The sequence below is a fragment of the Paenibacillus sp. JJ-223 genome (assembly GCF_927798175.1).
GTDB lineage: Bacteria > Bacillota > Bacilli > Paenibacillales > Paenibacillaceae > Paenibacillus > Paenibacillus hubeiensis.
This window is the reverse complement of the sequence record NZ_CAKMMP010000004.1, coordinates 261,190-273,835: the sequence shown is the minus strand read 5'-3', so window position 1 is coordinate 273,835 and position 12,646 is coordinate 261,190. Positions and strand designations below refer to the sequence as shown.

The following is a 12,646-nucleotide window of genomic DNA, read 5'->3' as shown; positions in this document are numbered from 1 at the left end:
AGCCGAACTAAGGCATGAGGCAGTTTGATCCAAGGAGGAAAAAAGAGTGATCGGCTATGTCGGTAAACGAATGCTTGCGATCATTCCGATCGTATTCATGGCAACGCTCGTAACCTTTGCATTGATTCATATTTCGCCGGTTGATCCGGCAGAGGCCTATTTGACCGCGGCACACATCTATCCGACGCCCGAGCTGCTGGAACAGAAGCGGCATGAATTTGGCTTGGACCAACCGCTGTTCAACCAATATCTGAATACGTTAAAGCGAATGGCCCGGCTGGACTTCGGTACCTCCTACCTCACGAATCAACCCGTATGGAATGAGGTTAAAACGAGGCTTCCGGCGACTGCGGAGCTTGCATGTTGGAGCATGTTGTTTTCCGCGCTGGTCAGCATTCCGCTCGGGGTTTTCGCCGCAGTATACAAAAACAGCTGGGTTGACATGTTGAGCAGGGCCATCTCCTATTTCGGGGCATCCATTCCCCAGTTTTGGCTGGGATATCTGTTAATTTTCTTTTTCTCGGTCAAGCTTGATTTGCTTCCTGTGGAAGGTCGGGGGACCTGGGAGAACCTGGTGCTCCCGACGATAACGCTGTCGCTGGTCCTGATCGCCGTGTATACGCGGCTGCTTCGTTCCAGCGTACTGGAACAATTGCAGGAAACCTATGTGCGATATGCGCGAACAAGGGGAATTCGGGAAAGTGCCATCATGATGAAGCATGTGCTTAAAATCGCGATAGCGCCATTGATTACAGGGATGGGCATGAACCTGGGGAAATTGCTTACAGGCACGATCATTGTGGAGCAGGTCTTTTCATGGCCCGGGTTCGGGCGCTACTTTGTGGAGGCCATTTTTAACCGCGATATCCCTGTGATCCAATGTTATGTATTTTTGGCGGCTTGTTTGTTCATCGTATGCAATCTGCTGGTTGATCTGATACAGATGTATATGGACCCGCGGATTTCGGCGAAAGGACGGGCAGAGCATTGATGAATAAATGGCGTGCGGCGTTAAAAGGCCGAAGAACAATCATGATATGTTCTCTGGTGCTTATGATTTTCTTTATCGTTACGCTGCTGGCTCCTTGGATTGCCCCGCATGATCCTGTAAAGGTGGATCTGCTGGACAAACTGAAAGGGCCGTCGGCAGAGCATTGGCTGGGAACCGACCATTTGGGGCGCGACAATCTGTCCCGTCTGATCTATGGAGCCAGAGTATCGCTTGGATTTGCCATCCTCATCTTTTTGTCGTCGTTGTTTCTGGGCGTGATCATCGGTTCCATCTCCGGTTATGTCGGCGGTTGGCTGGACAGTGTGCTCATGCGCTTCTGCGAAGGCATCATGGCCTTCCCGAATCTGGTGCTTGTGCTTGGCATTGTGGGCATTTTCGGGCCAGGTTTGATGCAGGTGCTGCTGGCGCTCATGATGGTGCAGTGGGTATATTATGCACGAATCTGCAGGAACATGGTCGTTACGCTGAAAGAGCGAAATTTTATTGCGGCGGCACGCATCAGCGGCTCGTCCTCATGGAGCATTATTCGCAGACATATCATTCCCAACGTGCAGCGTCCCATCGTCGTTATGGGCACCCTGGAAATGGGCTGGGCGATCATGGACATCTCCGCGCTTTCGTTTCTGGGCTTGGGCATTCAGCCGCCGAATGCGGAATGGGGAGCCATGATTCATGAGGGAACCAGTTACATCCGCAGCCATCCGGAGCTGATGATTTACCCGGGTGTGCTGATTCTGGTGGTTGTAATCACGTTTAACGTGCTGGGGGAGGCTCTGTCGGAGCGTTACGGCATTGCGAAACGTTAGTTGTTCTACACAGATTTGGACAGGGGGAACGATACAGTGCATCATCCCAACGTGCTTGAGGTCCGGGGGCTGCAAGTCGAACTGCATATTGGAAAAGAAACCGTTCCGCTGTTAAAGCCGCTGGATTTGACGCTTGGGAAAGGGCAAGTGTTGGGACTCGTCGGAGAGAGCGGCAGCGGAAAATCGATGACGTGCCACGCCATCCTCCGGTTGTTGAACCTGCAAAACATGCGGGTAGAGGGAAGCGTGCGGTTAAACGGTCGTGAGTTGTCTGCATTGCGAGCCGAAGATATGCGGCGTGTTCGAGGCAAGGACATCGGGTTTATCATGCAAAATCCGATGAATGCTTTTACGCCCGTATATACGATCGGGTCCCAATTTATTGAAACGCTGCGCACCCACTCTAAGATATCGAAATCTCAAGCCAAAGAACAGGCAGTGGCTGCCCTTGCAGACATGAACCTTCCTGACCCGGGCAGAATCATGAAATGTTATCCTCATCAATTGAGCGGAGGCATGCTGCAGCGGGTCATGATCGCCATTTCCATGTGTTTGCAGCCTTCCTTGCTCATTGCGGACGAGCCGACCACGGCGCTCGATGTCGTCAATCAGCTTCAAGTGCTTCGGGAATTGGAACGGCTTCGCAGGGAGAAGGGGACGTCCATTTTGTTGATTTCTCACGATTTGGGCGTGATCTGCCAACTCGCGGATGAGGTCGCCGTCATGAAAAAGGGAGAGGTCGTAGAGCAGGCCGGCGTGCATGAATTGTTCGATCGGCCGCAGCACGAGTATACTCGGATGCTGCTTCAAGCTCGTCTCCGTGCAAGAAAGGATGCTTAATGTGCTTCAGGTGCTCGGCGTAAGCCATAGTTATGGGAAAAAAAGCTGGTGGAATCGTACAGATACGCGCCTTCCCGTTCTTGAAGACATCTCGATCGAGCTTGAGAAGGGTTGTTGTCTGGGATTGCTGGGGGGGAGCGGGGCAGGAAAGAGTACGCTTGGAAAAATCATCCTTGGACTGCAAAGGCCCAGCAAAGGACAGGTACGGTTTGAAGGATGCCATCTTTATGAGGCAAACGGGGGCATGCCCAAAAGCGTAAGGCGCGATCTGCAGGTTGTGTTCCAGGATTGTTACTCGGCTGTAAACCCGATGATGACGGCGGCGCAGATCATCGGCGAGCCGCTTCGGAATTATGAGCGTCTATCTCCGGCGGAGATGGAGCACCGCATCGGGGAATTGCTCGAACAAGTGGGTCTTCGCGCGGAAGATGGAGCCAAGCGGCCGGAACAATTCAGCGGCGGGCAGCTGCAGCGCGTCAATATTGCGCGGGCGATTGCCCTTAAGCCCAAACTGATAGTGCTTGATGAATGCGTTAGCAGCTTGGATCGGGTGCATCAGGTGCACATTTTGGATTTGCTGGCCGAGTTAAAGGCGAAGCATGGATTATCGTATTTGTTCATAACGCACGATATCCAGGCGGCCATGTCGATCTGTGACCGGATTGCCGTTATGGAGCAAGGCAGGATCGTGCATTACAGCGACGAACCGGAATCCGTGTTTCTTAGCGATCATCCGGCGGTGAAAGCGTTGATTTCAGCCATTTTGCCGGATCACCCATCGCTTCGGATTCCTTTTGCATGAACGGTTTCAGACACGGACACAGATATATCGATAATACAAAAGAAAGCGCCGGGAATGCTCGGGCAAACATAAGTTTGTATAGGAAAGGCAAGGGAAAATATCCCTTGCCTTTTTGTTTGGCATCGCTTAAAATTTGCGCAAGGGAAACTTTTTTAGTTATGTTTAAATTTTAATACCTTGTACAACAAAATTAACTTGTCACAATTATTTTAGGAGAGGGAAAGGAGAGTTCACATTGTTAATGGTCAAGATGAGGAGTATTCACAGAGGGGTTATGACGGCAGTATTGCTGCTGGTTGTCGTATTGACGGCATGTTCGAACGGTACGGAGGCAGGCGGCGAGGGGAAAATGAAAGTGACGGCAACGACCGGCATGATCGCGGATATCGCCCGTGAAGTCGGCGGATCGTATGTGGAAGTCACCGGACTGATGGGACCGGGAGTCGACCCCCATTTATACAAAGCCTCGCAGGGAGATATCCGCAAGCTGGAAGAGGCTGACGTTATTCTATACAACGGGCTTCATCTGGAAGGCAAAATGTCCGAAATTCTTGAAAAAATGTCTGCCGGCAAAAAAGTCGCCGCCGTCGCGGAGAGCATTCCTCCGAAGGAGCTGCGTTCGGGCGAAGAGATGAATACGGAGTATGATCCGCATGTCTGGTTCAACGTCAAACACTGGATGGTGGTGGTGGAAGCCGTGCGGGATACGCTGACCGAAGCAGATCCGGATCATGCAGAACAGTACAAGGAACAGACGGCGGCATATTTGGCGGAGTTGGAGAAGCTTGATAACGAGGTGAGGGAGAAAATCGCGGAAATACCTGAGCCAAGCCGCGTGCTTGTTACGGCACATGATGCTTTCGGATACTTCGGCCAAGCCTATGGCATGAAGGTGATGGGATTGCAGGGCATCAGCACGGCGGCCGAGTACGGGGCCAAGGACGTCAGCGAATTGAGGGACTACCTGGTGGAAAATAACATCAAAGCCGTCTTTGTGGAGTCGAGTGTTCCGGCGAAAGCGATGGAAGCCATCATTGCGGGAGCGGCAGAAAAAGGACATACGGTAAACATCGGCGGAGAACTGTTCTCTGACGCCATGGGCGCCGAGGGCACGGAGGAAGGAACATACATCGGAATGATTCGCCATAATGCCGATACGATTTCCGAGGCGTTGAAATAGCCGTTAACCACATGAAGGAAAACAATGAGAGGAGTGGGCAGCATGAGAGATTCAACGTCATTAACCTATGCAGGCAATGAAGATCATCCGGGCCAAGGTCTTGGCAGTTTGGAAGCGGCGTCACCCCTGAGCGTTCGCGATTTGGCGGTGGCTTACCATAAAAAGCCTGTGCTCAGCGGCGTATCCTTCGATATTCCGGAAGGTCAACTCATCGGCATTCTCGGTCCGAACGGAGCGGGCAAGTCGACCTTGATCAAAGCCGTGCTTGGGCTGATCCCGAAAATGAACGGAGAGGTGCGAATATTCGGCCAGTCATACCGGGAGCAGCGCCGTCGCATCGGATACGTGCCCCAGCGCGAATCCGTGGATTGGGATTTTCCGACCCATGCGCTGGATGTGGTTATGATGGGAAGATACGGCCATCTGGGCTGGTTCCGCCGTCCCGGTAAAAAAGAGCGCGATCTCGCCGCACATTGTCTGGAGCAGGTAGGCATGGGCGATTTCATGCACCGTCAGATCAGCCAGTTGTCCGGGGGGCAGCAGCAGAGAGTATTTCTGGCTCGCGCCCTGGTGCAGGACGCTGACCTGTACTTCATGGATGAGCCGTTTGCCGGCGTGGACGCCACGACCGAGAAAGCGATTATTTCATTGCTGGAGCAGCTGAAGCGGCAAGGGAAAACGGTGCTTGTCGTTCATCATGACCTGGCCACGGTGGAGGAATATTTCGATCATGTGCTGCTGCTGAATGGCCGGTTGGTGGCAGGAGGCCCTACCAGCGAGGTATTTGTGCCGGATATGCTGCAGGAAACCTACGGCGGCCGGATTGCCATGATTGGCAGCCGCTCGGGGAAGGGTCAGGTGTAAATGATGGGAAACTGGATCATGACGATTCTGACCGATCCCAACACGAGATGGATCCTGCTCGGGTGTATGCTGCTTGGATTCAGCAGCGGCATTATCGGTTCGTTTACGTTTTTGCGTCGTCAAAGTTTGATGGGCGATACGCTGGCCCATGCGGCACTGCCCGGCATATGCATAGCGTTCATGCTTGCGGAAACGAAGTCGGTTGGCCTGTTTCTCGTCGGTGCCCTCGTTGCGGGCATTATGGCTACCTTTGGCATCACGTGCATTACGCGCTATTCACGCATTAAGCAGGAAACGGCGATGGGCATCGTGCTGTCGGTCTTTTTCGGCATCGGCATCGTCATGTTGACGCGAATCCAGCATGGAGCAAGCGGCAGCCAGAGCGGACTCGACAAATATTTGTTCGGGCAGGCGGCATCCATGGTGCAGACCGATGTATACGTCATGGGCGGCGTATGCCTGATCCTGCTCCTTGCCAGTGTGGCTTGGTTCAAGGAATTCAAGCTGGTGAGCTTTGATCCGGGATTTGCACGGGGGATGGGTTTGCCCGTAGGCATGCTGGAGCACCTGATTCTGCTGCTTACCGTTATTGCTGTCGTAGCAGGGATTCAGGCCGTCGGCGTGGTGCTGGTTGCGGCTTTGCTGGTCACGCCGGCTGCGGCTGCACGCTGCTGGACCGATTCACTGGCACTGATGGTGCTGCTGGCGGGTCTGTTCGGCGCTCTTAGCGGCGCGGCGGGAACGTTGTTCAGCACGATGGTGCCGAATCTGCCGACAGGGCCTGTGACGGTGCTCGCGGCAACGGTCATTTTTGCCGGATCTGCATTACTGGCTCCGCGGCGCGGGCTGCTGGCCAGACGACTGCGGAGCGCGCAGGCGAGATCGGCCTATTTGCGGGAGGAACGCATGGCCTTATCCGGGCTGCCCGTGCAGCGCGCGCAGCAGGAACGAGGTGAATTGTAATGTCCACGTTTTGGATTATTTTAACGGCCATGCTCGTCTCCTCCGCTTGTGCCATTCTCGGATGTTTTCTGATTCTGCGGAAGATGACGATGGTAGGCGATGCCATCAGCCATGCGGTATTGCCCGGCATCGCGGTTGCCTATCTGTGGAGCGGCTCCCGGGATTCGCTCTGGATGCTGCTGGGGGCGACGGCATTTGGCTTGATTACGGTGTTTCTCATCCAGACGCTGCAATCCGGAGGACTCTCCTCGGACGCATCCATAGGGATTGTGTTCACGGCCCTGTTCGCGGTAGGTGTGATTCTAATCAGTCAAAATGCGCAAAACATCGATTTTGATCTCGATCATGTACTATTCGGGGAGATTGCTTATGTTCAGTGGGATACACTGACGCTCTGGGGCATGAATGTCGGACCACGGGCGGTGTGGATGCTCGGCATTACGCTGCTGGTTATTTTGGTCTTGCTGGGCCTGTTCTACAAACAGTTCAAGCTATGCGCGTTCGATCCGGCCCTTGCCGCCGCCTGCGGCATTCCGGTAGCCCTGTTCCATTACGTACTCATGGGACTTGTGTCCATGGCGTCGGTGGCCTCCTTTGACAGCGTCGGTTCCATTCTCGTCGTCGGTATGCTCATCGTGCCTGCAGCCACGGCTTATCTGCTGACAGACCGACTGGGTCGAATGATCGCGTACAGCGTCGTCATCGGGGCCGCTGCCTCCATCGGAGGATATGTGATGGCGTTCGTATGGGATGCTTCCATTGCCGGATGCATGGTGGCTGCCGCAGGCATATTGTTTGTGCTGGCTTTCCTGCTGTCGCCGAGGCACGGCATCGTTTTTCGCTACGCTCGCCGCAAGTCCGCAGCACAATAAGCGCATAAGGCCGCCTGCATTGCAGGCGGTCTTTTTTCATGAGCAATAAAGGTTGCAGCTTCCTTTGTTGCAGGTTGATCATCTGTGGTAAAATGTCGTTAGCCATGACGTCCGAAGCGCCCGCGCATTTGCGGCAGCCGGACGGTCTTTTTGTGAGATCCGATTTCGCATCATAAAAACATCAGAGAGAGAACCAAGGAGGAGTACAACATGGGAGAACCGAAATACAAATTGCTTGCGCTCGACATGGACGGAACGCTGCTGAACGACAACCATGAAATTTCACAAGAAACAGCCAAATGGATCCAGATTGCCATCCGCCGCGGCGTACACGTCTGCCTGTCCACGGGAAGAGCCGTCTTTCACGCTATGCCTTATGCCGTGCAGCTCGGATTGGAAACCCCGATGATCACGGTAAACGGCAGCGAAGTATGGAAAGCGCCGCATGACCTGCATATTCGCCATCTGATGGACCCTGTGCTGATTCGCAAGATGTGGGAGATCGGAGAGAAGTACAATACTTGGTATTGGGCATACTCCGTGGAAGAGCTTTTCAACCGCGACCGCTGGACCCAGGATATCGAAGGAACCCAGTGGCTGAAATTCGGGTTTAACACCGAGGTCGACGAGATTCGCCATCAAATTATGATGGAACTGCAGCAGCTGGGCGGTTTGCAGATGACCAACTCCTCGCCCGTCAATATTGAAGTCAACCCGGCCGGCATTACAAAGGCAAGCGGCGTGGCCGAAGTATGCAAACTGCTTGGACTCGACATGTCCCAGGCCGTAGCGGTGGGCGACAGCTTGAACGATCTGGCCGTGATCGAAGCGGCAGGGCTGGGCGTAGCGATGGGCAACGCCCAGGATCAGGTGAAGGAAGCGGCGGATCTGATCGTCGCGAGCAACAATGAGGATGGCATCGTTGAGGTCATTCGCGATCATATTTTGAAGGGGGAATAAACCTTGCTCGCAACCGTTGGCTGGATTTTGATCGTGCTTCTGTTCGCGGTGGGAATGGCAGGAACGGTCTACCCCGTTCTTCCGGGAGCTATCGCCATTTTGTTCGCGTTTCTGGTCTATGGCTGGTTCTTCAGCTTTGATCCGTTCGGGGTATGGTTCTGGATCTTCCAGATTCTGATCGTCGTGGTGCTGTTCGTCGCGGATTACGTGGTCAGTGCCTGGGGGGTTAAAAAGTTCGGGGGCTCCAAGCTATCCACCACGCTCAGCACAATCGGCGTCATTATCGGCCCGTTTGTGATTCCGGCATTTGGTCTGGTGCTCGGTCCGTTTATCGGAGCGTTTCTGGGTGAGCTGATCGGCGGATCTTCGCCTTCCAAGGCGACCAAGGTCGGCTTCGGCTCGGTCGTTGGCCTGTTCACCAGTACGGTGATGAAAATCATTTTGCAGATCGTTATGATTGTTCTGTTCATTATTTGGGTGGCGAGATTCGCATAGACGTTCGGGCTTGGTGATCCAGGCGGGTGCGGCCCATGTGGGGAAAGAAGGGAAACAGGTTGTCTAAGAAAGAAAGCTTTATCAAAGGAACGCTCATCCTGGCGGCCGCGGCGCTCGTTGCAAGGGTGCTTGGATTGGCTCAGCGCGTGCCGCTGGATCACATTCTCGGCGATATCGGGAATGCATCGTTCACGATTTCCAATACGGTTTATTTAATGCTGTTAACGGTGGCGACGGCGGGCATACCGAGCACACTGAGCAAAATGGTATCTGAACGCTATGCCTTGGGCCGCGGCGGAGAGGCCCGGCAGATTTACCGGGCGGCGCTGATCTTTGCGGCCGCAGCCGGTGTCATCATGTCGACCCTGCTGTGGTTTGCGGCGCCATTCTACGCGACGCACATCTCCAAGGTGCCGGGATCGGTCAGCGCCATCCGCGCGCTGGCCCCTGCATTGCTGCTCTTCCCGGCCATCGCGATGATGCGCGGTTACTTCCAGGGCCGTGGCAACATGACGGCCGGAGGCATATCCCAAATTGTGGAGCAGTTCGCCCGCGTGGGTACCGCGATACTGGTGGCCTTTGTGCTGCTGCAATGGAATTACGATGACCAGACGGTGGCCGCCGGGGCATCGTTCGGGGGCGTATTCGGCAGCATCGGGGCGTTTGCGGTGATGCTGTACTTCACCATCAAGCAGCGGCGCGTGGACAGCGCCGCAGCACTCATCGAGGAGCGTTCAGAAAAGCTGCCGCTGGGCGGAATCTATGGGGACATATTCAAATTGTCGATTCCGATCGTGCTCTCTTCCTTGGCGGTTCCAGCTATCAACTTCATTGACACTTCTCTTGTCGTTCCGCTGCTGAGCGGAAGGATCGGTCTGGAAGAAGCGACGGCCGTTCTGGCGGTGCTTGGTATGAAAGCCCAGAGCATTGCCGGAATTCCTCCGATTTTGGCCATTGCGCTCAGCACGTCGCTGGTGCCGGTCATTTCGGCGGCATTTGCCCGCAAGGATGAAGTTCATCTGCAAAGCCAGATCACGCTGGCCCTGCGCATTTCGATTCTGACAGGCCTGCCGATCGTCATTGCGCTGAGCGCAGCAGCGCATTCGATCAACGGTTTGCTGTTCAGCGATCTGGGCGGCACGTCGATCATTGCGGTATTGACGATCGGGACCATTTTCCAGATCACGATGATGACGACGAATGCCATTCTGCTGGGCGTAGGAAAGCCGCGCATTACGATGATCAGCGTGGCGGCAGGTATTATCGTCAAGTTTGTGGCGAGTTTGATTTTGGCCCCGCTGATGGGGATTTACGGCATCATTATGGCCACGGCACTCTGTTTCCTGGTCATTACGTACCTCAATCTCAGGGTGCTGCGCAAAATCGTTTCCTTCTCCATCATGGGCAACCGTTGGACAGGCCTTGCCGTTACCGTCTTGGTCGCAGCGGCGGTAGGATTCGGCGCGAACTGGGCGGGCAATCAGGTATTCGGTGCTTTCCTGCCGGCGAGAATTTCCTTCCTGCTGACGTGTATGGTGGTAGGCGTTCTGGTCGTTGCGGTTTACCTGCTGCTGCTGGTCGTGATGAATGTGCTACGCAAGGACGAACTGGGCAGCTATCCGCGAATTTTGCAAAAAGTATTGCGTCCGTTGATGCGGTTCCAGCGCGGACAGGCACAACGTGGGTAAGCAAGGGAGAATCGTTGATTGGAACGCGAATGGGCGTTCTCAGATAAAAATAAAAGAAGGTCCTGTCCGCTCTAGAGCTGGCAGGACCTTTTTTCAATATTTGTGATGAAACGTTGGGCTATATAGGCCGAATTGGAAATTTGCTCAAAAACGGAAGGGTCAGAAAGAATCTGGAGAAGCGGGCTAAAAGCTTTCTGTAAGAAAGCTCCATCGAAAGCATACGCTTCGCGTTGATCACTGGATTCTCCAGGATCATCCAACCTAGTGCAGGATGGTCCGGGCATCGTGGGCCAGCGCGGTTTTCAGGATGCCGAATCGATGCTCGTGACTGATCTCGAAGATCCAAGGACGCTTGGGCGTGCTGATGTGAGAGAGGCAGTCGGCGTTCTGCAGCCAATCGTATCTCGGAAGAGGTTCATAAGGCGTCTCATGCCAGACGTCAAGCAGTTTCGGGCTGTACAAGCGCTGTCCTTCCGGAGGCCACTCTTCGTCCATCAGCTCAGCGCTGAATGGTTGGGAGGTGTTATTCCCCGATTCATGCTGAACTGCGGTGAACAGTCCTGGCCAATATTCGGCGCGAGAGCCTTGATGGGGCACGGCTCGTGCAAATTTCAATACCCCGTCCAGCACCTGATCCATGCCAAATAGCATGGCATACAGGTTTTTGCCAAATGCAATGCGTTCATCCAGCTTGTCGAACCGCTCCAGTACTCGCCCGACGATGCCCAAGCCCTTTCCGAGAGGAAATACGATCTGGTTCAGCCCTGCCAGGTCGTGCAATCGGAAGGAAGGGCTGGAGATTACGTTTTTGTGGAAATACGGGTGCTGCACGACCCGGCCTTCAATATAGTTTTGCTCATTAATAATTAATGCCGTGCTGAGCAGCGAGCTGCACTTCTCCAGCCAGAAGCGCTCCCAGAAAGGCGTCATGAACGCCGATACGTGAAAATGGGACAATAAATGAAAGCAGCTTCGTCCAAGGCGGCGGCTATGCTGATACAACAACAGTTGAGGATAAGCGTCCTGGAAAATAAGAGCATTGCACCGCTCCAGCAAACGGTACGTCTGCTGCCGGGAGGTTTCGTCTTGCAAATTGCGCATGAGCCCGCTTTGCAGGTCGGTCATGTGGTAGCCGCCATTTCGGGACACCATATGGGCAAGCAGCGCCCAGTGCAATTCGGGGCATTCCTCGTAGCAGGCGAGATAAGCGGCGGTTCGCGTAATATTGCTCCGGTTGTGTTCCCGGGTTTGACGGGAGACGTCTTCGAGAATGATGCAATCCTCCTCGCATAGGGGAGCGTTTCTGGCAAGGCGGGCTGCGGCATGGTCTGTGCCGGTTTTGCCAGGCAGCAAACGCCGAATCTCGGAACGCAGCGCTGCCGCGGTATCCTCGTTCCAATCGAGGTCACGCGCAGGGTGCCTGAGCCGTGCGGAGGCATGCCACGCGGCCTGTTTGCCGCGCCATGCTTCGCGGGCCGCTTCCGGAAGGGAGCGCATGAACTGAAGCATGGCTCCGAACGGGGCAGAATCGGTGCCAAGGAACATCATGGCGTACTATCCTTTCTACTGATGGTTATCTTAAGTATGTGCCGAAGAGTTGACTTCCACTCGTCAACATGCTTATGTGTATAAAGAAGAGACATGCTGCTAAAAAAGAAAGGAAGATGCTGTGATGCAACAAATAACGTCCAAACCGGAATTCGACGTAGCTATTCAGTCTTCGCGGCTTACCGTTGCGGTATTCAAGGCCGATTGGTGCGGGGATTGCAAATTCATTGACCCGTTCATGCCGGAAGTCGAGGAAAAATATGCAAACGAACTGACTCTGGTCGAGGTAGACGTGGATCAGGTCGGAACGGTAAGCGAAGAGCAGAACATTTTGGGCATTCCGAGCTTCGTCGCTTACACGGATGGCCGGGAACTCGTTCGTTTCGTGAACAAACTGCGCAAATCCAGAGAAGAGATCGAGCAGTTTTTGCAACGTGCGGTTGAAGTGTATAACACGATTCATAAATAAGCTTTTGGTCGAAAGCGCCATTCCCAACTGAGGGAGGCGCTTTTGTTTTGTCATTTTTAGGGAATGCTGAAAGAAGGCCGCTTGCACGTGATCCGCTTGTCCGAATCTCACCCAGACGTTAACATTTTGTCACAAACCGCGCCGTCA

The 12,646-nt window shown here is 54.2% G+C and carries 13 protein-coding genes; 12 read left to right on the top strand and 1 reads right to left on the bottom strand.

Annotated features, from left to right (window positions below; all coding sequences use genetic code 11):
* Positions 1 to 46 precede the first annotated feature (46 nt).
* From nikB to L6H98_RS09675, 11 genes are all read left to right on the top strand, one after another.
* Positions 47 to 991, top strand: coding sequence for a nickel ABC transporter permease subunit NikB (gene nikB / locus L6H98_RS09725; RefSeq protein WP_236414687.1), 945 nt, complete (start codon positions 47 to 49; stop codon positions 989 to 991).
* Positions 991 to 1,818: a nickel ABC transporter permease subunit NikC gene (gene nikC, locus L6H98_RS09720; protein ID WP_236414685.1), complete on the top strand. Its 828-nt coding sequence runs from the start codon at positions 991 to 993 to the stop codon at positions 1,816 to 1,818. Before nikB ends, nikC begins: the two co-directional genes overlap by 1 nt.
* Positions 1,819 to 1,854: 36 nt before the next feature.
* On the top strand, positions 1,855 to 2,658 hold the full coding sequence (locus L6H98_RS09715) for an ABC transporter ATP-binding protein (RefSeq protein ID WP_236414683.1): 804 nt from the start codon (positions 1,855 to 1,857) through the stop codon (positions 2,656 to 2,658).
* Position 2,659: 1 nt separating this feature from the next.
* Positions 2,660 to 3,460, top strand: a complete 801-nt coding sequence (gene nikE / locus L6H98_RS09710) for a nickel import ATP-binding protein NikE (protein ID WP_236414876.1) — start codon at positions 2,660 to 2,662, stop codon at positions 3,458 to 3,460.
* Between the two features lie 274 nt (positions 3,461 to 3,734).
* Positions 3,735 to 4,640 carry a zinc ABC transporter substrate-binding protein gene (locus L6H98_RS09705; protein ID WP_290371433.1) on the top strand — a complete coding sequence of 302 codons (906 nt, stop codon included), beginning with the start codon at positions 3,735 to 3,737 and terminating at the stop codon, positions 4,638 to 4,640.
* A 42-nt stretch (positions 4,641 to 4,682) separates the two neighbouring features.
* Entirely contained in the window at positions 4,683 to 5,504 is an 822-nt protein-coding gene (locus L6H98_RS09700) for a metal ABC transporter ATP-binding protein (protein WP_236414681.1), read from the top strand.
* A 3-nt stretch (positions 5,505 to 5,507) separates the two neighbouring features.
* Positions 5,508 to 6,467: a metal ABC transporter permease gene (locus tag L6H98_RS09695; protein ID WP_236414872.1), complete on the top strand. Its 960-nt coding sequence runs from the start codon at positions 5,508 to 5,510 to the stop codon at positions 6,465 to 6,467.
* Positions 6,467 to 7,339: a metal ABC transporter permease gene (locus L6H98_RS09690; RefSeq protein ID WP_236414680.1), complete on the top strand. Its 873-nt coding sequence runs from the start codon at positions 6,467 to 6,469 to the stop codon at positions 7,337 to 7,339. The genes L6H98_RS09695 and L6H98_RS09690 overlap by 1 nt, the downstream gene beginning before the upstream one ends.
* A 210-nt stretch (positions 7,340 to 7,549) precedes the next feature.
* Positions 7,550 to 8,299 (top strand): Cof-type HAD-IIB family hydrolase, encoded by a 750-nt coding sequence (locus L6H98_RS09685; RefSeq protein WP_236414679.1) that lies wholly within the window; start codon positions 7,550 to 7,552, stop codon positions 8,297 to 8,299.
* Between the two features lie 54 nt (positions 8,300 to 8,353).
* Entirely contained in the window at positions 8,354 to 8,794 is a 441-nt protein-coding gene (locus L6H98_RS09680; protein ID WP_236414870.1) for a DUF456 domain-containing protein, read from the top strand.
* Positions 8,795 to 8,853: 59 nt separating this feature from the next.
* Positions 8,854 to 10,482: a polysaccharide biosynthesis protein gene (locus tag L6H98_RS09675; protein ID WP_236414678.1), complete on the top strand. Its 1,629-nt coding sequence runs from the start codon at positions 8,854 to 8,856 to the stop codon at positions 10,480 to 10,482.
* Positions 10,483 to 10,743: 261 nt separating this feature from the next.
* Here the strand turns inward: L6H98_RS09675 and L6H98_RS09670 are convergent, their stop codons facing one another.
* A complete protein-coding gene (locus L6H98_RS09670; protein ID WP_236414677.1) occupies positions 10,744 to 12,030 on the bottom strand; it encodes a DUF2515 family protein in 1,287 nt (428 codons plus the stop codon).
* Positions 12,031 to 12,154: 124 nt separating this feature from the next.
* Here L6H98_RS09670 and L6H98_RS09665 point away from each other — a divergent pair, with 124 nt between their 5' ends.
* Positions 12,155 to 12,499, top strand: a complete 345-nt coding sequence (locus L6H98_RS09665; RefSeq protein WP_236414676.1) for a thioredoxin family protein — start codon at positions 12,155 to 12,157, stop codon at positions 12,497 to 12,499.
* Positions 12,500 to 12,646: the final 147 nt, after the last annotated feature.

Coding starts and splice junctions, on each gene's coding strand:
- L6H98_RS09695 (WP_236414872.1), top strand. CDS start 5,508: ATGGGAAACTGGATCATGACGATTCTGACCGATCCCAACACGAGATGG.
- nikC (WP_236414685.1), top strand. CDS start 991: ATGAATAAATGGCGTGCGGCGTTAAAAGGCCGAAGAACAATCATGATA.
- L6H98_RS09685 (WP_236414679.1), top strand. CDS start 7,550: ATGGGAGAACCGAAATACAAATTGCTTGCGCTCGACATGGACGGAACG.
- L6H98_RS09700 (WP_236414681.1), top strand. CDS start 4,683: ATGAGAGATTCAACGTCATTAACCTATGCAGGCAATGAAGATCATCCG.
- L6H98_RS09670 (WP_236414677.1), bottom strand. CDS start 12,030: ATGATGTTCCTTGGCACCGATTCTGCCCCGTTCGGAGCCATGCTTCAG.
- L6H98_RS09680 (WP_236414870.1), top strand. CDS start 8,354: ATGGCAGGAACGGTCTACCCCGTTCTTCCGGGAGCTATCGCCATTTTG.
- L6H98_RS09690 (WP_236414680.1), top strand. CDS start 6,467: ATGTCCACGTTTTGGATTATTTTAACGGCCATGCTCGTCTCCTCCGCT.
- L6H98_RS09665 (WP_236414676.1), top strand. CDS start 12,155: ATGCAACAAATAACGTCCAAACCGGAATTCGACGTAGCTATTCAGTCT.
- L6H98_RS09705 (WP_290371433.1), top strand. CDS start 3,735: ATGACGGCAGTATTGCTGCTGGTTGTCGTATTGACGGCATGTTCGAAC.